At 72.0% G+C, this 19,793-nt stretch carries 21 protein-coding genes; 5 read left to right on the plus strand and 16 right to left on the minus strand.

All coding sequences use genetic code 11. The annotated features are described in order from the left end of the window. Window positions 1-72: 72 nt before the first annotated feature. The 5 genes from ACWCPM_RS01850 to ACWCPM_RS01870 all read right to left on the minus strand — a co-directional run bounded on the left by ACWCPM_RS01850 (window position 73) and on the right by ACWCPM_RS01870 (window position 5,010). The gene (locus ACWCPM_RS01850) at window positions 73-834 is read right to left on the minus strand and encodes an ABC transporter permease (protein ID WP_450974158.1); all 762 of its coding nucleotides are present in this window, start codon (window positions 832-834) and stop codon (window positions 73-75) included. Next, a complete protein-coding gene (locus tag ACWCPM_RS01855; protein WP_450974159.1) occupies window positions 831-1,793 on the minus strand; it encodes an ATP-binding cassette domain-containing protein in 963 nt (320 codons plus the stop codon). The genes ACWCPM_RS01850 and ACWCPM_RS01855 overlap by 4 nt, the downstream gene beginning before the upstream one ends. 140 nt (window positions 1,794-1,933) lie before the next feature. Next, window positions 1,934-2,575, minus strand: a complete 642-nt coding sequence (locus ACWCPM_RS01860; protein ID WP_450974160.1) for a PadR family transcriptional regulator — start codon at window positions 2,573-2,575, stop codon at window positions 1,934-1,936. A 53-nt stretch (window positions 2,576-2,628) separates the two neighbouring features. After that, on the minus strand, window positions 2,629-4,089 hold the full coding sequence (locus ACWCPM_RS01865) for an aldehyde dehydrogenase family protein (protein ID WP_450974161.1): 1,461 nt from the start codon (window positions 4,087-4,089) through the stop codon (window positions 2,629-2,631). Between the two features lie 96 nt (window positions 4,090-4,185). Then, window positions 4,186-5,010, minus strand: a complete 825-nt coding sequence (locus tag ACWCPM_RS01870) for a helix-turn-helix domain-containing protein (RefSeq protein WP_450974376.1) — start codon at window positions 5,008-5,010, stop codon at window positions 4,186-4,188. A gap of 363 nt (window positions 5,011-5,373) precedes the next feature. On the opposite strand from ACWCPM_RS01870, the gene ACWCPM_RS01875 reads away from it, so the two are divergent. After that, window positions 5,374-5,865, plus strand: coding sequence for an ATP-binding protein (locus ACWCPM_RS01875; protein WP_450974162.1), 492 nt, complete (start codon window positions 5,374-5,376; stop codon window positions 5,863-5,865). Between the two features lie 81 nt (window positions 5,866-5,946). Here the strand turns inward: ACWCPM_RS01875 and ACWCPM_RS01880 are convergent, their stop codons facing one another. Together ACWCPM_RS01880 and rpmG are read right to left on the minus strand one after the other, a co-directional pair. Further along, window positions 5,947-6,246 carry a DUF397 domain-containing protein gene (locus ACWCPM_RS01880; protein WP_450974163.1) on the minus strand — a complete coding sequence of 100 codons (300 nt, stop codon included), beginning with the start codon at window positions 6,244-6,246 and terminating at the stop codon, window positions 5,947-5,949. A 593-nt stretch (window positions 6,247-6,839) separates the two neighbouring features. Then, the gene (gene rpmG, locus ACWCPM_RS01885; RefSeq protein WP_450974164.1) at window positions 6,840-7,004 is read right to left on the minus strand and encodes a 50S ribosomal protein L33; all 165 of its coding nucleotides are present in this window, start codon (window positions 7,002-7,004) and stop codon (window positions 6,840-6,842) included. A 575-nt stretch (window positions 7,005-7,579) separates the two neighbouring features. Between rpmG and ACWCPM_RS01890 the strand changes: the two genes are divergently transcribed. Then, window positions 7,580-8,137: a hypothetical protein gene (locus ACWCPM_RS01890; protein ID WP_450974165.1), complete on the plus strand. Its 558-nt coding sequence runs from the start codon at window positions 7,580-7,582 to the stop codon at window positions 8,135-8,137. Window positions 8,138-8,229: 92 nt separating this feature from the next. Then, a complete protein-coding gene (locus tag ACWCPM_RS01895) occupies window positions 8,230-8,757 on the plus strand; it encodes a DUF4232 domain-containing protein (RefSeq protein WP_450974166.1) in 528 nt (175 codons plus the stop codon). A gap of 3 nt (window positions 8,758-8,760) precedes the next feature. On the opposite strand, the gene ACWCPM_RS01900 is transcribed toward ACWCPM_RS01895, so the two are convergent. Next, window positions 8,761-9,981, minus strand: coding sequence for a DUF2786 domain-containing protein (locus ACWCPM_RS01900; protein WP_450974167.1), 1,221 nt, complete (start codon window positions 9,979-9,981; stop codon window positions 8,761-8,763). 73 nt (window positions 9,982-10,054) lie between these two features. On the opposite strand from ACWCPM_RS01900, the gene ACWCPM_RS01905 reads away from it, so the two are divergent. Both ACWCPM_RS01905 and ACWCPM_RS01910 read left to right on the plus strand, forming a co-directional pair. Beyond that, window positions 10,055-10,813: a Clp protease N-terminal domain-containing protein gene (locus tag ACWCPM_RS01905; protein WP_450974168.1), complete on the plus strand. Its 759-nt coding sequence runs from the start codon at window positions 10,055-10,057 to the stop codon at window positions 10,811-10,813. Between the two features lie 85 nt (window positions 10,814-10,898). Beyond that, complete coding sequence (locus tag ACWCPM_RS01910; RefSeq protein WP_450974169.1) at window positions 10,899-12,590, plus strand: bifunctional 3'-5' exonuclease/DNA polymerase; 1,692 nt, start codon at window positions 10,899-10,901, stop codon at window positions 12,588-12,590. Between the two features lie 119 nt (window positions 12,591-12,709). Here the strand turns inward: ACWCPM_RS01910 and ACWCPM_RS01915 are convergent, their stop codons facing one another. The 8 genes from ACWCPM_RS01915 to speD form a co-directional block, all read right to left on the minus strand. Further along, entirely contained in the window at window positions 12,710-13,369 is a 660-nt protein-coding gene (locus ACWCPM_RS01915; protein WP_450974377.1) for a histone deacetylase, read from the minus strand. After that, window positions 13,366-13,506: a hypothetical protein gene (locus ACWCPM_RS01920; RefSeq protein ID WP_450974170.1), complete on the minus strand. Its 141-nt coding sequence runs from the start codon at window positions 13,504-13,506 to the stop codon at window positions 13,366-13,368. The genes ACWCPM_RS01915 and ACWCPM_RS01920 overlap by 4 nt, the downstream gene beginning before the upstream one ends. A 130-nt stretch (window positions 13,507-13,636) precedes the next feature. Next, complete coding sequence (locus tag ACWCPM_RS01925) at window positions 13,637-14,104, minus strand: hypothetical protein (RefSeq protein ID WP_450974171.1); 468 nt, start codon at window positions 14,102-14,104, stop codon at window positions 13,637-13,639. 57 nt (window positions 14,105-14,161) lie between these two features. Continuing rightward, on the minus strand, window positions 14,162-15,325 hold the full coding sequence (locus ACWCPM_RS01930) for a hypothetical protein (RefSeq protein WP_450974172.1): 1,164 nt from the start codon (window positions 15,323-15,325) through the stop codon (window positions 14,162-14,164). A 112-nt stretch (window positions 15,326-15,437) separates the two neighbouring features. Further along, complete coding sequence (locus ACWCPM_RS01935) at window positions 15,438-17,087, minus strand: amidohydrolase (RefSeq protein ID WP_450974173.1); 1,650 nt, start codon at window positions 17,085-17,087, stop codon at window positions 15,438-15,440. Window position 17,088: 1 nt separating this feature from the next. Continuing rightward, window positions 17,089-18,102 (minus strand): methyltransferase, encoded by a 1,014-nt coding sequence (locus ACWCPM_RS01940; RefSeq protein ID WP_450974174.1) that lies wholly within the window; start codon window positions 18,100-18,102, stop codon window positions 17,089-17,091. Beyond that, complete coding sequence (locus tag ACWCPM_RS01945) at window positions 18,099-19,412, minus strand: hypothetical protein (RefSeq protein WP_450974175.1); 1,314 nt, start codon at window positions 19,410-19,412, stop codon at window positions 18,099-18,101. Before ACWCPM_RS01945 ends, ACWCPM_RS01940 begins: the two co-directional genes overlap by 4 nt. Continuing rightward, window positions 19,409-19,792, minus strand: a complete 384-nt coding sequence (gene speD / locus ACWCPM_RS01950; protein WP_450974378.1) for an adenosylmethionine decarboxylase — start codon at window positions 19,790-19,792, stop codon at window positions 19,409-19,411. Before speD ends, ACWCPM_RS01945 begins: the two co-directional genes overlap by 4 nt. Window position 19,793: the final 1 nt, after the last annotated feature.

Raw genomic sequence — 19,793 nt, forward strand, 5'->3', positions numbered from 1 at the left:
CCGCTCCTTCCTTCGGTACGCCTCCACGCTGCGCCCTCACGCCACGTTAGGTGCAAGCCGGAATCGGCGCCCTCAGCGGCTCAGGCGGGAGAAACGCCGTACCGCCAGCGGGAAGAAGACCGCGAGCAGCGCCAGCGGCCAGAGCACCGCCGCCCACAGGTGACCGGGCTCACCTCCGGGGTTGCCGAACAGGTCGCGCACGGCGGTCGCGGTCTGGGACATGGGGTTCCACTGCACGACCGTGCCGAGCCAGCCGGGCATGGCCTCCGGTGTGGCGATCGCGTTGGACAGGAAGCCGATCGGCCAGACCAGGATCTGCACGGCCTGCACCAACTCCGGCTTCCCGGCGACCATCGCCAGGTGGATGCCGATCCAGAGCATGGCGAACCGGAACAGCAGCAGCAGTCCGACGCCGCCGAGGAACGCCACGAGTCCGTCGTGCGCGCGCCAGCCCAGGGCGAGGCCGACACCGAGGAGGACGGCCAGGGCGATCGCCGACTGGAGCATGTCGGCGATCGAACGGCCGACCAGGACCGCGCCGTTGGTCATGGGCGTCGACCGGAAGCGGTCGATCACGCCCTTGTTGAGGTCCTCGGTGACGGCGATCATCGTGCCCTCCAGGCCGAAGGCCATGGTGAGCGCGAGCATCCCGGGCAGCAGGTAGTCGATGTACTCGCCGGTGACGGCCCGGCCGCCGCCGATCAGGTAGCCGAACATCACCAGCAGCATCACCGGGAAGGCGACGCCCACGGCCACCTGGACCGGTTGCCGGGCCCAGTGGGAGAGCTCACGGCGGGTCATGGTCCAGGAGTCGGTCAGCGCGTGCGTGGTCATACGGCCTCCTTGGCGCGGTCGGCGGTCAGGTGCAGGAACGCCTCGTCCAGGGTGGGACGGCGCAGGGCCACGTCCTCGGCCTCGACCCCGGCCTCCTCCAGCGCCCTGACGACCCCGGCGAGCGCCGCCATCCGGTCGGTGACCGGAGCGCTGAGCAGCCGCCGGTCGGCGTCGACGGTGATGTCGTCCTTCGGTACGGGGAGCAGCGCCACGGCGGCGCCCAGCTGGCCCGCGTCGCGCAGGACGACGTCGATCCGGTCGCCGCCGGTCAGCGCCTTCAGCTCGTCCGAGGTGCCCTCGGCGACGATCCGGCCGAGGTCGACGACGGAGATCCGGTCGGCCAGCTGATCGGCCTCCTCCAGGTACTGCGTGGTCAGCAGCACGGTCGTACCCCCGCCTGCCAGGGCGCGGACCGACGCCCACACCTCGGCGCGGCCGCGTGGGTCGAGGCCGGTGGTGGGTTCGTCCAGGAACAGCACCTCCGGGTCGGTGATGAGGGACGCGGCGAGGTCCAGGCGGCGCCGCATGCCGCCGCTGTACTGCTTGACCGCCTTGCGGCCGGTGTCGGCGAGTCCGAAGCGCTCCAGGAGCTCACCGGCCCGCACGCGCGCGCGGCGGGCGCCCAGGTGGTAGAGCCGGCCGAACATCTCCAGGTTCTGGAAGCCGCTCAGTTCCTCGTCCACGGCCGCGTGCTGGCCGAGGAGCCCGATCCGCGTGCGCACCTCGTAGGCCGCCCGCACCACGTCGTGCCCGGCCACCTCGACGCGGCCCGCGTCGGGGCGCAGCAGCGTGGACAGGATGCGGACCAGGGTGGTCTTGCCGGCGCCGTTCGGCCCGAGCACTCCGTGCACCGCGCCGCGCGCGACCGTGAGGTCGAGCCCGTCGAGCGCGTGTTTGACGTCCTTCCCGCCGCCGTACTTCTTGCGTGCTCCTACGACGGTGATCGCCGTGTCGCCCACTGGGCCACTCCTTCACTCACCGAGATAACTAGTCAAGCTTGACTAATGGCGCTCACCGTAATGCCCGCTGGAGCGATTGGTCAAACTTGATTAACGGCCCGGCTCGATGAGCGGCCGAGCCGGTCAGAGGGCGGCGGCGGTCAGCGGAGATCCTCGGGGTGCCGCTCCCGCGTCGCGTACGGGTTCTCCTCGCCCTCGGCGAGGACGCCGACGAACGGCTCGCCCTCGCCGGCGAAGGTGTAGGCACCGCCCTCGATCCGGCCGATCACACCCCTGGCCCACTCCGCCTCGGCGTCGGCCGTGTGGATCCAGAGGTTCATGATCTCGCCGATATGGCCCAGCTGCGCGGGGCCGTCCTCGGGCACGTAGTGGTCGGTGACGGCACCGCGCCACTCCTCGATGCGCCGGATGCGCTCCTTGAGCAGCGCGACCGCCTCGGACCTCGGCAGGTCGACCATGAAGCCGATCGCCGCCGACTTGACGTCGACCTTCTGGTCGTAGGAGGTCAGCGCGTCGCGCAGGAGGGTGAAGTACTCCTCGTCACCCGCCGGCGTCATCTCGTACTCGGTGCGCGGCGGGCCGCCCGCGGTGGAGGGGGCGATCTCGTGCGCGTGCAGCAGCCCTTGCTTGGCCATCTGCTTCAGCGCGTGGTAGATCGAGCCGGGTTTCGCGTGGGACCACTCGTGGGCGCCCCAGTACTCCAGGTCGTTGCGCACCTGGTACCCGTGGGCCCGCCCGTGCTGGCGGACGGCACCCAGCACCAGGAGACGGATCGCTGACATGCCGTCCAGGTTAGGCCGCGCACCGGACCGCCCGGGGGCCGGTCCCGGCGAACTCAGAAGGGGAACACGCTGCGTCCGTGCTGCACCGAGATCCACTTGAGTGTCGTGAACGCGTCCAGCGTGGTCTCACCGTTCAGCCGGCCGATGCCCGAGTCCTTCTCGCCGCCGAACGGCACCAGCGGCTCGTCGTGCACGGTGCCGTCGTTGACGTGGAACATGCCGGTGTCGATGCGCTGGGCGAAACGGACCCCGCGCTCCACGTCGGCGGTGTGCACGGCGCCGCTCAGGCCGAACGGGGTGTCGTTGACCAGGCGCACGGCCTCCTCCTCGCCGTCGAAGGGCACGAGGAGCGCGACCGGGCCGAAGATCTCCTGCCGCAGCAGCCCCGAGTCCGCCGGCACGTCCGTCAGGACCGACGGCTCGACCAGGTTGCCCCGCGTGGAGCCGCGCAGCAGCGCGGTGGCCCCCTCCGCGACCGCCTGGTCGACGACGGAGGTGATCGCCTCCGACTGCGAGGAGTTGATCAGCGGGCCGATGACCGTCTCCGGGTCGTTCGGGTCACCGGCCTTCAGGTCGCGCACCTTGGCGACGAACTTCTCGGTGAACGCGTCGGCGACCGAGCGGTCCACCAGGACGCGGTTGGCGGCCACACAGACCTGGCCCTGATGCACGTACCGGCTGAAGACCGCCGCGTCGACGGCGTAGTCGAGATCGGCGTCGTCGAGGACCACCAGCGCGCTGTTGCCGCCGAGTTCGAGGATGGCGCGCTTGAAGTGCCGCGCGCAGACGGTGGCGACATGCCGGCCGACCGTGTCGGAGCCGGTGAAGGAGATGACCTTGGGGACCGGGTGCTCCAGGAACGCGTCGTTGATCTCCGCGATGTCGGTGACGACGACGTTGAGCACACCGGCGGGCAGTCCCGCGTCCTCGAAGAGCCGGGCGATGGCGGTGCCGCCCATGACGGGGGTGTCCTGGTGGGGCTTGAGGACGACGGCGTTGCCCAGGGCGAGGGCCGGGGCGACCGACTTCAGGGACAGCAGGAAGGGGAAGTTGAAGGGGCTGATCACCCCGACGACGCCGACCGGGACGCGGTAGAGGCGGTTCTCCTTGCCGGGGTCGGGGGACGGGATCAGGCGGTGCTCGGTGCGCGTGGTGAGGCTGACGGCCTCACGCAGAAACTCCTTGGCGAGATGCAGCTCGAAGGCCGCATTGACGCGCGTACCGCCCAGCTCGGCGACGATCACCTCGGTGAGTTCCGGCTCACGCTCCTCGACCAGCCGCAGCGCCTTCTCCAGCACCGCGCGGCGGGCGTGGGAGCCGGCCTCGGCCCACTCGCGCTGGGCGCGGGCGGCGGCCCGATAGGCCTGATCTATCTCGTCGACCGTGGCTATGGTGATCGCGGCGAGCTTCTCGCCGTCGTACGGGTTGAAGTCGATGATGTCCCAGGAACCGGTGCCCGGACGCCACTCGCCGTCGATGTATTGCTGAGCCAGGTCGGTGAAGTAGGACGACATGTGACTCCTCAATCCCTGCCGCCGGTGAAGCAGTGCCTGATCACACGTCATCGTACGTGTGACGCAACGGGGTTGGAGCAGGACTCGGGGAACCGCTCAGGAGAGCTGGAGCAGGCCCCGCAGCAGGTCCCGGCTCTCGTCCGGCCCCGGACTGTCCCGCTGGAGTTCCTTCAGCGCCTTCTCGTACTGGGCGACGTCCTCCGTCTTGTCCAGGTAGAGCGCGCTGGTGAGCTGCTCCAGGTACACGACGTCCGACAGGTCGGGCTCCGGGAAGCCGAGGACGGTGAAGGCGCCGGACTCGCCGGAGTGACCGCCGAAGCCGAACGGCATGATCTGGAGCCGTACGTTGGGCCGCTCGGAGATCTCGATCAGGTGCTGGAGCTGGCCTCGCATCACCTCGCGGTCGCCGTAGGGCCGGCGCAGCGCGGCCTCGTCGAGCACGATGTGGAAGTCGGGGGCGTTCTCGGAGACGAGGTGCTTCTGCCGCTCCAGGCGCAGCGCGACCCGCTTCTCCACGTCGGCGTCGCCGGCCCCCTTCATACCGCGCCGGACGACGGCACGCGCGTACGCCTCGGTCTGGAGCAGGCCGTGCACGAACTGCACCTCGTAGGCGCGGATCAGGGACGCCGCGCCCTCCAGGCCCACATAGGTGGGGAACCAGCTCGGCAGGACGTCCGAGTAGCTGTGCCACCAGCCCGCGACATTGGCTTCCCGGGCGAGGGACACCAGCGAGGTCCGCTCCGTCTCGTCCACGATTCCGTACAACGTCAGCAGGTCTTCCACGTCTCTCGTCTTGAAGCTCACCCGGCCCAGCTCCATCCGGCTGATCTTCGACTCGGAGGCACGGATGTGATAGCCCGCGGCCTCGCGCGTGATGCCCCGCGCCTCTCGCAGCCTCCTGAGTTGCGAGCCGAGCAGCATGCGCCGCACCACCGATCCGGGCTCTCCCGCGCTCACGTTCCAGCCTCCCCAACCGTCTTCAGGGCCCGCAGTCTGCCACTAAAACACTCCGAGCTGTACTCGTCCGATTACACAGATGGAAAGAGGCCAAAGATTCTGGATCACATGAAGAGGACGGGGGGAGAAGAGGGCGAGCGGACAGCGTGAAGATGGCGGAAAAAATGGCCAACAAGTAGTACGGGAGGGCCTAATTCGGTCGCGTGCACGTGCATCTGCCCTTGCATCTGCTGTACGCATCCGAAACCATGGTCCCGCGCCACCGCTGCATCGCCACGACCGCGAATTCCCGGGGGAGTGCCTCGCATGGGGACGAATGGATCGACCATGCTCGAGCCTTTACGGCAGGGCCTTCCGCCGCTGGACCCCACGGCCGTGTCCGACGCCGCCTCCTGCGCACTGCCCGCCCGCTACGAAGCGGTGCGTGAGGCACGGCAGTTCACCCGCAGAACCCTGGACCAGTGGGATGTCGGCCACCGCTTCGACGACGTCTGCCTGGTGGTCTCCGAACTGGTCACCAACGCCCTGCGGCACGGCCTGCCGTCCGTCGCGCCGCGCCCGCCGGCCAGGGACGGCGACCACACCCCGCCCCAGGTACGGCTGCACCTGATGCGCTGGACCGAGCGGCTGGTGTGCGCGGTACGCGATCCCAGCAACGACAGTCCGGTCGCACGCGAGGGCGACGACTTCTCGGCCGAGTCCGGTCGCGGACTGTTCCTCGTCGACTCGTTCTGCGACAGCTGGGGCTGGCACCCGCTGGCCGGCACGCTCAGCGGCAAGGTCGTCTGGGCGATGTTCCGGCTGCAACCCGACGGCTGAGGAACCCCGGCACCTCTTGGCGCCGGGGTTCTACGCGCGTCACCAGGGGTCCACGACCACTCACCCGGTGTGACTCCGGGATCAGCCCGCGATCAGGTGGTCGAACTCGCCGTCCTTCACACCGGCGAGCATCGCCTCGATCTCCGCGCGGGTGTAGACGAGCGCCGGGCCGTCCGGGAAGTTCGAGTTGCGCACCGCAACCCTCCCGCCCGGCAACCGCGCGAACTCCACGCAGGAACCCTGCGAGTTGCTGTGCCGGCTCTTCTGCCAGGCCACCCCGCGCAGCCTGGTGGCGGCCATGCCGTTGTACACGCCGGCCGCGCCGGCGCCGTGGTGCACGTCACCGTCGTACACGGCACCGTCGTACACGTCGTGATCCACAGGTCGCTCCCCGGTGGTGCACTGGCTGGTATGGCCAAGAATGCAGTGGTCAACTGAGGCGGATCATAACCTTGTTCATGTGCAGATGCATGGGCAGATGCACGTGCACAAGGGGTGTTCCTGCGGTTACAGCTCCGACGGCCGCACGACCGAAGTTGTTCCAGCGTCTGCCCCGGGGCCCGCGTGACATGCGAAAGCCGGCCCCGTCCATGATCCTCCGCGTCGTCGGACGCAGTGGATCGTCCGGATCGAATCCCTCGTGCACTAGGAACAGACGCATTCCGCGCCCTTCCTGTTCCAGGGTCGACGTGATGGTCCGGTTCGACAACGCCGGCGCGGTCGGCCTCCGTCCGCCGGACGCACGGCATCCGCTCGACGTCGCGGCCGAGGCGCCCCGCGGCGTACGCGGCATCGTCGCGCGGGGCAGATCGTGGTGGAGCACGACGCTGCCGGGCACCTCGGCGAGGAGGTGCCCGGCAGTGGCCCTGCGGGCGTCGGCGTGCGGTCCGCCGACGACCGCGACGGGGATCTCAGGCAGGGACCAGTGCCGCGTCAGCCGAGGTTCGCCCCGTCGCGATTCGCATGGCGGTGGATCAGCGCTCCTCCCGGAAGTCGACGTGCCGGCCCGCGAGCGGGTCGTACTTGCGCAGGGTCACCCGGTCGGGGTCGTTACGGCGGTTCTTGCGGGTGACGTAGGTGTAGCCGGTACCTGCCGTGGACCGGAGCCTGACGACGGGGCGGAGTTCGTTGCGTGCCATGTCCGATATCTTACTGAAAATGAATCCCATGTGCGAGAGCGTGAGCGGAGAGGTGCGTCACTGATGTCCGCCCGGCGGGAGGCGGTACGTGCGGCTGCGGCTGCGGTGGCGCGCGTCCGCGCCCGCGGGGTACGCCGCCCGGCGGGCCGAGCTGAAGGATGTCGTCCGGCGGCCGTCGTCGACGGCGACCGTGGGACTGTCGTGTCGTAGGGCCGTGGGACTGTCGTGTCGTAGGGCTGTAGGGCTGTACGGCCTTGCGACTGTCGGCTTTGCGGGTGGGCGGTCGTCGGACTGTAGGGCAGTCCGGCTGTAGGACCGTATCGCCGTGAGGCCATGCGCTTGTCCGGCCGTGCTGTCGTACGACCGTGCTGTCGTACGACTGTGCGGTGGTCATTCTGTGCAGTGGTCACTCTGTGCGGTTGACGGACGGTGGTCTTTTCGGGCCGTGCTGTTGTCTGCCTGTGCTGTTGTCGGGCTGTCCTCCTGTGCTGTTATCCGGTGGTACGGCTGTCCGTCCTTACGGCCGCGCCGCTCGTGCGGCCCATCGGCTACCGGCTCACCCCTGGGGGCATGCAGTGACTTCCGCGACGACTTCGGTGGCCCACGCACGCGGTGCGGTGCGCGGGCGGATGCGGATCGCGGCCATGGCGGCGGCCGCGGCTGTGGCGGGCGCGGTCGCGCTGACCGGCTGCAGCGGCGGCGGCTCGGACCGGGGCGGGGCTTCGGCGGGCACCGTTCCCGTCCCCGGGACGCCGCCGGCGAAGACCGGCGAGGTCGGCGCTTCGCCGTCCGGGGCGGCCGGGAAGCTGGAGGGCAGCTGGCTCGCCACCAGCCAGGGCGACGCGGTCGCGCTGGTCGTCACCGGCGAGACCGTCGGGCTCTTCGCCACCGGGGGGACGGTGTGCGGCGGAAGCGTGGGCGAGACCGCGGGCACCCCCACGACGATCCGGCTGACCTGCTCGAAGGGCAAGGACGAACGCGGCACCGGCACGATCGGCTCCGTCGGCGCCACGAGCCTGAAGGTGACGTGGGACGGCGGACTCGGTGAGGAGACGTACACCAGGGCCGAGGGCGGGCGACTGCCGTCGGGGCTGCCGACCGGAGGACTGCCCACCACGGGGACCGGTTCGTGAGCCGACGCCGGTAGGACGGGCCGGGTGACCGTACGGCGCCCGCGTACGTGATGATCCAGGGGCATCGTCACGAACCCCAGGGGAACCCACTCATGCGCGCTACCTCACTCACCGTAGGCTCCGCCGCCCTCGCCGCCGCCCTGCTGCTGACCGCCTGCGGAGGCGGTGACGGCGGGGGAGGTGACGACGACGGGCAGGCCACGTCCGCCTGCGTACTCGACGAGGTCGGCATGGAGGTCGGACCGGCCAACGCCGCACCCCTCGCCGGGGACACCGGCAACATCCCCGTGACCGTCACCAACCAGGGCGCCGCGTGCGTGCTGAACGGTTTCCCCACCGTCGGCCTCCAGGCCGACGCCACCTCGGCGACCGTGACGGAGGACAAGGCCGCCCAAGCACAGGAGCTGACGCTCGCCGAGGGCACGGCCGCGACGTTCACGATCACGTATGTGCGGGGTGAGGCGGGCGTCGGCGGCAGCCTCGACGCGACGCGGGTGAAGATCGGCCTGCCGGGCGACTCCGCGACGCGTGGCTTCGCGTGGTCGTACGGTCCTGTCGCGCTCGGCGCGGGAGACGTGCCGGACGCCTCGGTGGGGGCGTTCCAGCCGGCGGGCGACTGAAGGTCAGTCGAGACGTCGGCGGGATCTGACCTCCGCCCGGTCGGCCGCGCGTGAGCCCTCCCTCCAGCCCGCCGCGTCGGTCACTCCGCGCAGCCTGGTCGTGGTCGTCTCCGGGAACATGCTCTCGGCGTGCTCGGTGACCGCGGCCTCGCGCGAGGCCAGCACCGGAAGCAGTCCGCCCGCCGCCGGGCCCTCCCCGTCGGTCTGCCCGGCGGCTTCTCCCGCGGCCTCTTCGGCGGCCTGCCTGGCCGTCTCCTCGGCGGCCGAGGCGAGGCGGATGCCGATGCGGTGCGCGTACGCGGCGAGGAAGGACTGCCGGAAGGTCTTCGTCCGTCTACGGCCGCCCGCGCGCTGAGCGGCCTCGGCCTTCGTCATCGCGGTCGTGGCCTGGACGAGGAGCGAGGTGTAGAGGAGTTCGGCCACCTCCAGGTCCGGGGCGAAACCGACGACGGTGGAGAAGCCGAAGGGCTCGTTCCACACCGCGCGGCAGTGGTTGGCGGTGGCGACCGCGTCCAGCAGCACCGCCTTCGCCTGCTCGTACGGCTGGTCGACACCGATCCGCCAGGCCGTCGGCCCGGTCCCGCCCTCCGCCTGACCCGCGAGCAGCGCCTCGTCGATGCTGTGCCGCGCCATGAGCTCCTGCGCCTTGGCGCTGAGGGCCTCCGCCTCGTCCGGATACTCGGTGGCCTCGGCCTTCGCGAGCAGGGCGCGGATGCGGGTGAGCATGCGGGACTCGGACGAGTGCGTCCCGGCGCCGGTCCTCGACCCTGCCGTCGTACGCGTGTGCTGCTGCGACTGCGGCTCGTCGAGGTCTTCGAGGGTGGGAAGGCGGAGCAGGAGGCGGTACAGCTCCAGGACGGCGGTGGCGTGCGTGAAGCGGTCGGTGCGGGCGGGGGCGGCGGGCGCCTCCTCGGCGAGCTGGGCCAGCTGAGCGGCCCAGCGGGGGCCGCGGGGACGGTCGTCCGGCGCCTGGTCGAGGATCAGCGCGGCCACGAGGCGTTCGTGCACGTCGTCCAGGTCGCGGCGGACCAGCCGTACGACGTCGGCGGGCTGCCAGCCGCGGCGCCAGGCACCGGCGACGAACTCCAGGCCGCGCCGGGTGACTTCCCCGTCCGCGGCGGGGTCGGCCGCGAGCAGGGAGGCGCCGGTGTCGAGCGCGGAATGGTCGTCGGTGGGGGCGTAGAGGGCGGCCTGGAAGGCCCGGTCGACGGTGCTGGTGTCCACTAGGGGATCGTGTCATGCGGATTGTCGTCAACTCAGGGTTGACGCCCTCAGGGTGTCAACCTACGGTTGACGCATGCCGAAGAACCCCGACGCCACGTCATCCATCCGTCTCGACGACCTCATCGCGGCGATCAAGAAGGTCCACGACCAGCCGCTCGACCAGCTCCAGGACGCGGTGCTCGCCGGCGAGCACCTGGGCGACGTGGCCGACCACCTGATCGGTCACTTCGTGGACCAGGCCAGGCGCTCCGGTGCCTCCTGGACGGACATCGGCAAGAGCATGGGCGTCACCCGGCAGGCCGCGCAGAAGCGGTTCGTGCCGAAGGAGTCCATGGACCTGGACCCGAGCCAGGGCTTCAGCCGCTACACCCCCCGCGCGCGGAAGGTGGTCATGGCCTCGCACGACGCGGCCAGGGCGGCGCACCACTCCGAAGGCGTGCCCGCGCATCTCGTCCTCGGCCTGCTCACGGAGCCGGAGGCGCTCGCCGCGCTGGCCGTCACCGCGCAGGGCGTCACCCTGGACGCGGTCCGCGAGGCGGCGACCGCGGCGCTGCCGCCGGCGGCGGAGGAGGGGCCGGAGCTCGTCCCGTATGCCTCGGACTCCAAGAAGGTCCTGGAGCTCACCTTCCGCGAAGCCCTCCGTCTCGGTCACAACTACGTCGGCACCGAGCATCTCCTGCTGGCCCTGCTGGAGTTCGAGAACGGCGAGGGAGTGCTGTCCGGCCTCGGCGTCACCAAGGCGGGTGTGGAGCAGTACGTCACCGAGGCGCTGGAGCGGTTGATGCGCGAGGAGCGCGAGGGAAGCGCGGGGGAGGCCGGCGGGGAGAGCTGAGGGGAGGGCCGTGGGAGGGCTGGGGGATGGGCTGGGGGGAGTTCGCGCCCGCCCGTTGTCAGACCCTCCTGCGACACTCGCGGACATGGCAGACCGGTGGGCGCTCGCCCCGGCCGAGGACGGTGGCGTGGACGTCGCCCCCCTCGGCCCCGACGGGCTGCCCGCCGGGCCGGTGCGGCGGGAACGGGACCTGACGGAGGCGGTGCGTGGCCGGCCGCAGGTGACGCGGTGGGTGTGGCGGTCCACCGCCGAGGTCTATCCGCGGCTGCTCGCCGCGGGAGTGCGGGTGGAGCGGTGCTACGACGTCGAGGACGCCGAGACGCTCCTCCTCGGCCACGAGGGGCGCTACGGCGAACCCCGCTCGGCGGTCGCCGCACTCGCCCGCCTGCGCGGTGGCCCCGTACCGCCCGATCCCCCGCAGCGCGCCGCCGAACCGGGCGCGCAGTCCCCGCTGTTCGAACCCCAGGGCAGGCACGTGCCCCTGGACGACCTGATCGCCGTGTACGCCGAGCAGCAGCGGCGGCACGACCGGACCGCGCACCCCGGCCGGATGCGGCTGCTGACCGCCGCCGAGTCGGCGGGGATGCTGGTGGCGGCCGAGATGAACCGCACGGGGGTGCCGTGGAGCGCGGAGGTGCACCGCCAGGTCCTGCACGAACTGCTCGGCGAGCGCTACGCGGGTGGTGGCGAGCCGCGCCGCCTGGCCGAGCTGGCGGACGAGGTGTCCGCCGCCTTCGGGCGCCGGGTGCGGCCCGATCTGCCGGCCGACGTGATCAAGGCGTTCGCGCAGGCCGGGATCAAGGTCGCCTCCACCCGGCGCTGGGAGATCGAGTCCCTCGACCATCCGGCGGTGAAGCCGCTGGTGGAGTACAAGAAGCTCTACCGCATCCGGGTCGCGCACGGCTGGTCCTGGCTCCAGGACTGGGTGCGCGACGGACGCTTCCGGCCGGAGTTCCTGGCGGGCGGCACCGTCACCGGCCGCTGGGTGACCAACGGCGGCGGCGCCCTGCAGATCCCCAAGGTCATCCGGCGTGCCGTGGTCGCCGACCCGGGCTGGCGGCTGGTCGTCGCCGACGCCGACCAGATGGAGCCGCGGGTGCTGGCGGCGATCTCCCGCGACCCCGGCCTGATGGAGGTCGCCGGCCGCGACGGCGACCTGTACCAGTCCGTCTCCGACCGCGCCTTCTCCGGCGACCGCGCCCAGGCCAAACTCGCCGTGCTCGGCGCGGTCTACGGCCAGACCTCCGGAGACGGCCTGAAGAACCTCGCCGCACTCAGACGCCGCTTCCCCCGGGCCGTGGCGTACGTCGACGACGCGGCCCGCGCCGGTGAGGAGGGGCGGCTGGTGCGGACATGGCTCGGCAGGACCTGCCCGCCGGCCGCCGGGGCGGGCGAGGACGCGGCGGAGGAGGCCGGCATCCCCGTCACCGCGGCGGAGGACGAACGCGACTCCTCGCAGTGGGTGCCCGGCTACGCGTCCACCGACGCCCGCGCCCGGGGCCGCTTCGCCCGCAACTTCGTCGTCCAGGGCAGCGCGGCCGACTGGACCCTGCTGCTGCTCGCCGCGCTGCGCCGCACGTGCGCCGACCTGGCCGCCGAGCTGGTCTTCTTCCAGCACGACGAGGTGATCGTGCACTGTCCGCGGGAGGAGGCCGAGACGGTCGCGGCGGCGATCCGCGAGGCCGGGGCGCTGGCGGCACGGCTGACGTTCGGGGAGACGCCGGTGCGGTTCCCGTTCTCCACGGCGGTGGTGGAGTGCTACGCCGACGCGAAGTGATCAGGAAGGTCGCGGGAGCAGGGACCGACGGCCAGGCCGTCGAGGACATCGAGGCCTCTCTCGCCGGCCTCCCGTCCGCGTCCTCGGCTGACCGGGCCCCGGCCCCTCACTCGTCCCCCTCAGGCCAGCAGGGCCGCGAGAGCCTGCTCCGACCAGTGACCGGACGCGCCGGGGCAGGCGGCGACGTACGACGTGACCGCCTCCCGGTCCCACACACCCGCCGCCAGCAGGCCCGCGGACAGGAACCTCACGTAGTCGGCCGAGGGCGGGACCCAGGGCACCTCGTTCATCCGCCAGGGAGCGGTGAAGGTCAGCGCGGGCAGCCCCGCGACCTGTCCGGCGCACACCAGGGTCTCGTAGCGCCCCTCCCCCAGGACGGCCCGGCCGTTCGTCAGCACCTCGTCCAGGTCGAGGTCCGTCCCCGGGTGCCGGTACATCTCCTGGGCGGCGATGTCGAGGAACTGCCCGGCGGTCACCAGGTGCGCCCTGGCGAGCACCCGGCCGTCGGCCCGCGGCTCGTAGAAGGCCCGGCCACCGCCCCACACGGGGGACCTGGTGGCGAAGTACACGGCTCCGGTCAGCTCCACCGCGACCGACCGGGCGGGCATCGCCGGATCGCGGCACCCCGGGTACTCCCGCCCGGCACCGGGGGGCCGGCCGCCCCTGAGGTAGCAGGCGAGCCGGTCGAGATGCGTGTTGGAGCCGTAGGACGTGTACCAGACCCGCTCGGGACGCCGGTCCGCCGGCAGGGCGGGGTCGATGCGGGCGAGGGCCTTCACGCCGGCCTGCCCCACGAGGACGGCCGCCCCCGCTCGACGGCACCGGGGTATGTGCCCCCGTCCACGGGTTCGCCGGCCGCGGTGACGATCCGCTCCCCGTCGCGGACGGCGTCCTCGCGCCGCGGGACGGTCGTCATGGAGCGAGCCTAACCGGACATCTCCGACGGCAGCTTCTCGGCACGGGCCCACCGCACCGAGAAGGAGCCCCGCCCGGACCAGGTCCGAGCGGGGCCCGACAGAACCGCGGCGCACCGGGAGGGCCGCCCGTCAGGCGATCCACTCCTCACCGCGGCGGTGCCGGCCGAGTCCCACGGCGGAGAACTCGTCCTCGCCGGCGCCCGCCGCCACGCCCAGCCGCCGCAGCGCCCGGGAGACCGGACTGCCGGCGGGCGGGAACGGCTCGCCCTCGTCGAGGTGCAGCGGCCCCAGCACGACGGCGCCGCCTTCCCACACCACCGCGTGCTGCTCCCCCGCACCGCCGAAGTACTCGGCCTCCACATAGGCCGCCGGCCCAGCGGCCGAACAGGCGGCGAGGGCCTTCTCGAACCCTGCCGGCAACCGCCGGAAACCCGGTACGCGCTCACCGCCGCCGTCCGTGACGGCGTCGAGAACGGCGTTCGTCATCGGCATCAGCCACAGGCCCTGCCCCACCGACGCCGCCCGGGCGACGGGCAGGCCCCGCGTCAGGTCGCGCAGCACCGCCTCCTCGGCGATCACCGCTTTCAGTTCGTACACCGCCACACCCCCTTCGGACACCGCCGTCGCACGTCCGGCGAGCGAGGAACCCCGCCCTTACGCCCTGCCGCCCCGGACGCTTCGCAAGGAGTTGTTCTCCACCAGGAACCTGGCGAGAGCCCGGGTGTCCGGGTCGTCGGGCACGTCGCATTCGGCACCGTACTGCAGGTCGGCCAGGACGATCAGCCAGGGCAGTACGGAAGCGGGGAAGACGCCGCTCCGCCCGTGGGCCGCGACGTGCACGACGCCCCCCGACTCGTGCCACAGGCGGCGCGCGTGGCTGGAGACGGCCACCCGGGCCGGATCGGCGAACTCGTGGTGCTGCGGGTCCGCCCCCGCGAGCCCGTAGGCGGAGGCACCGGCAAGCGCCGAGGACAGGTCGGCCCCGCCGCCGAGGAAGTCCCGGTATCCCTCCAGCCATTCGGCGCTCACCCGGCCGTCGTGCTCGGCGGCGAAGGGATAGGTCCCCTCCCCTGGAGCGAAGGACCTGGTGTAGCGGGCGATGTTGACGGCGAAGGCCGGACCGACCGTCTCGGCCACATGCCAGGTGCCCGGGTCCCAGGTGAAGAACTCACCGGCGGAAGCGATCAACGAGGTGCCGCGGTCGACCACTTCGGGCACCCGCAGGGTGGGCAGGTACTCCTCCGGGTCGATGGCGTTGGCACCCTCCGCCGCCTGCCAGCCGGCGGTCTCGGGGATCCATTCCTCGCCGTGCCAGAAATGCATGTACTTGCGTCCCTGGAGAACGAAGTGACTGTTGCCGCACTGCTCACGGTGGATGCCGCCGGGAGTGGCCCGGTACTCGCCGAGGAAGACCTCGATGTCTATGTTCCCGCGGACCAGCCCGTGCGCCTCGAAGACCGTACGTCCGAACGCGGAGAGCAGCAGGTCGAACAGACTCCGTTCGTGCGAGGGCAGTTCACGGGCGTAGAGCAGGATCGGGGTCTCGGCGCCGAACTTCTGCTGCATCCGGGTCAGCCACTCGTCCGGCGACTCGCTGCCGTCCGGAGCCGGCATCAGGGCATGGTCCGAGAGCACATCGCCGCCCACGGTGATCTTTATCAGCTCGCGCTGGTCGTCGCCCGCCATGACGGCGCGCACGGCGCCGAGCACTCCCTTCCAGACGATCTCGGGTGTGACCAGCTCGCACTCCCACCCCTCGACCCGGGTGCTGACGCCGGTCGTGGGGGACTGCACAGTACTGACTTGGGTCGTTGTCACAGTGCTTCCTCTCCAGATGGACGACCCGCAAAGCAGCGCTCGGTGCGAGCGGCGCCCGGCAGGACGGAACTCGTCGCGGTCAAGTCACTTGTCGCTGCGTGCTGTTCGCCGGTCAGGGGGCGCCGCACGCCCGGGGGATCTGCCCGGCGAGCCGGTCGTGGACGGGCCGGCCACCCGCGATCGTCAGGTCCACCCGCGTCTCGCACAGGGCGTCCGGTCCCTCCCGCAGCACATCGACGTCGAGGACCACGACGTCCGCGGGCGAGCCCGGCGCCAAGGTGGCCGGACGCCCGTGCACATGGCCCGAGCCGACCGTGTAGGCCCCAAGGATCTCCGCGACGCCGATCCGCTCCCGCGGGTTGAACGGCGCCGGCCGGTAGTCGGGCCCCATCCAGGGGGCGCTGGCCAGGGCCGGGAGCCGGGTGGCCGCGACATAGGCGCCCCAGAGCGGGTTCGGGCTGCTGACGGGCCAGTCGCTGCCGGCCGCCAGCCGCGCTCCGGCTCGCGTCAGACCCGCGAAGGGGTACTGCCGGTCCACACGGCGCGGGCCGAGCATCGGTTCGTAGGTCTCGCGCATGTGCGGGATCTCCGCCGCCCACAGCGGCTGCACGTTGGCCGTCACGTCGAGTTCGGCGAACCGGGGCAGATCGGCGTCGTCCACGAGTTGCACATGGGCGATGTGGTGCCGCTGTCCCGGAAAGCGGCCGACCGACTCGACGGCGTCGAGGCACGCGCGCACCGCCCGGTCCCCCACGGCGTGGAAGTGCGCGGAGAACTCCGCCCGGACGAGCGCCGCGACGGCCTCGCGCAGCTGCGTGGCGTCCAGCCGGCCGGGCGGTGTGACCGACCTGTCGAGATACGGCGCGAGCAGGGCCGCCCAGCCGTTCTCGCAGATGCCGTCCTGCATGATCTTGACGTGGTCGGCCCGAAGCCCCGCGGCACGGGCGAGCGCGCGTCTCTCGCGCAGGTCCTCGATCTGTTCCGGCCCGCGGCACGGGTCCCACCACAGGGCCAGCGACACGGACCCGGCCGCTTCACCCCGGCGGGCCAGCTCCAGATAGGCGGGGAGGGGGTCGGGCAGACCGAGGTAGGGGCCGACCAGGGCGTCCTGCCATGCCGTGATGCCGTGTCCGTGCAGCAGACGCCGGGCGGTGAGCAGGGCGTCCCTCTGCGTCACGAGGTCCGGCGGCGGTACGTGCCGCCCCACCAGGTCGGCGGCCGTCTCGTGCAGCAAGCCCGTCGGCCGCCCGTCCGGCTCCCTGGCGACGGCGCCGAACGGCGGGTCCGGCGTGTGCGCGCCGACTCCGGCCCGAGCCAGCGCCGCGCTGTTCACGCAGGCGTCGTGCAGGTCCGAGCCCAGGAGATGGACGGGTCGGTCCGGTACGACCGTGTCGAGCAGTCGGGCCACCGGGGTGCCGTGGGGCAGGAAGGCCGAGGCGAGTCCGCCGCCGACGATCCACGGGAGTTCCGGGTGCCGCCGGGCGTACGCGCCCACCCGTGCCAGCGCGTCGCCGAGGCCGACGGCGTCGCTCAGATCGCACCAGGACTCCAGCAGTCCCGCCGCCATCGGGTGCACATGGGCGTCCTGGAAGCCGGGCATGACGAGACGGCCGTCGGTGTCCACCACGTGGGCACCTCGGCCCGCCAGGGCGAGCACGTCCCGCGCGGACCCGGTCGCGAGCACGCGCTCCCCGCGCAGGACGACGGTGTCCGCGTGATCGTGCCCCAGCACCCGACCGCCCGTGAGAACGATGTCGGTCACGTCATGTCCGTGCTTCCAGGACCGAGGACCGCGGCCCCTCGGTGACGGACGCGAGGCGGAATCCGCCCCGGGCCAGCAGGCTCTCCCACTGGGCCCGGGTCCGCTCCTGCCCGCCGAGCAGCACCAGCATGTGCAGATCGAGCAGCCCCGCCGCGCCGGCCCCGGCGTTCTCCGGGAGCACATGTTCGACGATCAGCAGGCGGGAGTCGGCGTCCATGGCCTCACGGCACCTGCGCAGGATGCGCAGGGCGTCGTCGTCCGCCCAGTCGTGGAGGATCTGCGACAGGACGTAGACGTCGGCGCCCCGCGGGATCCGCTCGAAGAAGTCGCCTTCGGTGACGGTCGCCCGGTCGGCGACCGAGGCGTCGGCCAGCGCCGAGGCAGCGGCGGTCACCACGTGCGGCAGGTCGAACACCGTCCCGCTCAGATGGGCGTTGCGGGTCAGCAGCCGGCTCAGCAGAGCACCGGTGCCCCCTCCTATGTCCACGACGCTGCGGGCGCCGGACCAGTCGAGGCCCAGCAGCGGCAGCAGCCGCAGTTCGACGAGTCCGGCCTGCCCCTCGTCGAAGCGCTTGGCGGCGTCGGGGTGTTCGGTGAGCCACGGGAAGTAGGGCTGCCCGAAGACGTGCGGGAAGGCGGCCTCCCCCGTGCGGAGCGAGTGGTCCGCGGCCTCCCAGACCCGGTAGGCCTCGCCGTCCATCAGCTCGACCAACTGCCGCAGCGAGCCCGGCGTGTCCGCGCACAGGAGGCGGCCGAGCGGAGCGAGACCGAAGACGTCCGGTGCCACCTCGTCGAACAGGTCCTCCCCGGCGAGTACCCGCAGGAACCTGCCGAGTGCCCCGGGATGCGCTCCCACCGCCCGGGCGAGCTCGGGCACCGGCAGCGGTCCGTCCGCGAGGCGGTCGGGGACGCCGAGTTCGCAGACGGCAAAGACGGACCGCGACACCAGATACCCCATGATCTTGCGGCGGAGCAGCTCGTTGTGGCGGGCCGCGGAAGCCTCTTCCGTGGTCAACGTTCTCCCTTCCCCGTCAGCGCCGGGAACAGCGGTGTCTCGGAGGTGGTCCTCAGGTAGGAGGCCCCGGCGGTGCCACCGGTACCGGGGACCTGGCCGATCACGCGCAGCGTGATGCCCCAGTGGCTGCGCTTCATTCCGCGCCACGAGGTGTCCAGGCGCCTCAGTTGTCCGGTGAGCCGGTCGGCGCCGGGGCGGGTGCGGACATCGGTCCAGAGGTCCTGGAGGGTCGGTCCGCTCCACAGGGCGTCCGCGGGACCGGACGTCGGGTGGGGCGCGCACGCCGCTTCGATGCGCCGGTAGGAGCGCGACTGGACCGCGCTGCGGCCGTCGGTGTAGCCGCGGATCACCGCGAACACCTCGACGGGCATGGTGCCCAGGAGCCGGAAGAGCGCCGGGAGCACGGTCATCCGGTCCGTGACCGCGGCCAGGGCGTCGGCCGCGTCGTCGAGGCGCTCTTCGAGGAGGGCGTCGCGCGCTTCGGTGACGGCGAGTCCGATCTGTTCGTACAGCGCCTCGAACACCTGGATGGACCGGATGAACATGATCTCGTCGTGCAGACGGGTGACCGGCAATAAGGAACGTGCGACGGTCCGCGCCGATAAGGGGGACACCAGCTCCAGGACGGTCTTCGCGGCGCGAACCGAGGCTTCCGCCAGCGGCTCCAGCGGGTCCTGGGTTCGCGCCAGGGCCACGGCCACGTCGGCCGTGACGGACGGGTCGACACGGTGTCCGGGGGCGAGTTCGCCGGACACGACCAGCAGACGCGCCGTCGCCCGCAGACGAGTGCGCACCGCGGGCGTCGGCGCCCCCAGGACGGCTGTCGCCGCCTCGGTGCGAAGGAGTTCGCCCAGGACCGCCACGATGAGTTCGTCCAGACGGGCGCGGAGCCGGTCGCGCACTCCGCCGTGCGGCGGGGCGGCTCCGGCGTCGTCGTCGTGACCGGTCTGTGCCGCCAGCAGATGCGGACGCAGGCCGGCGTAGGTGACGTACCCTCCGGTCTCCTGGTCGCAGGTCATCGGGAGCCAGGCGGCCAGGAAGGCGTCCTGCCGGTCCGCGGACACCGCGGAAAGGCGCCGGACCAGTGACGCGTCCGCCCGGGCGCGCCCCACCGCCCGGAAGTGCGTGCCCACTTCCGTGTAGGGGAACGAGGGGAGGAATCGATTCTCCCAGGCGTCCAGGGCCGCGTGGGCGTCCGCACCGGCCCGCTGACGACCGGTGGCGTCCGCCGCGGCCTCGGAAGCCGCCCCCAGACCCGTGCCGCGCCCGACGAGTTCCTCGTGCGCCGTCCGGACGGCCTCGCCGATCACGCGGCGTACCCCGCGGAGGCCAGGACGCGGACCGGTTCCCCGCGGCTCATCACACTGGTGCGGTGCTCGCAGGGCCCGAGCGCTTCGAGGACCACGTCCACGATGCGCCGCGGATCGCAGCGCGTGCCGCAGGTGAAGGCGTCCAGGAACAGCGAACCCTGTTCGGGATAGGTGTGCACCGACACATGCGATTCGGCCAGGACGTACACCGCCGTGACGCCGACGGGTTCGAACTCCTTGGCCTGCATCCCGCACAGTTCCGCCCCGCTGGCCTCGATGCCCCTCTTGATGGCGGCGAGGATCAGCTCGTTGTCGTGGATCCGCTCGGGGGCGATGCCCACGATGTCGCACAGCACATGGGTCCCGGAGAAGGCGTACATG

The sequence above is a fragment of the Streptomyces sp. NPDC002309 genome (assembly GCF_053593375.1).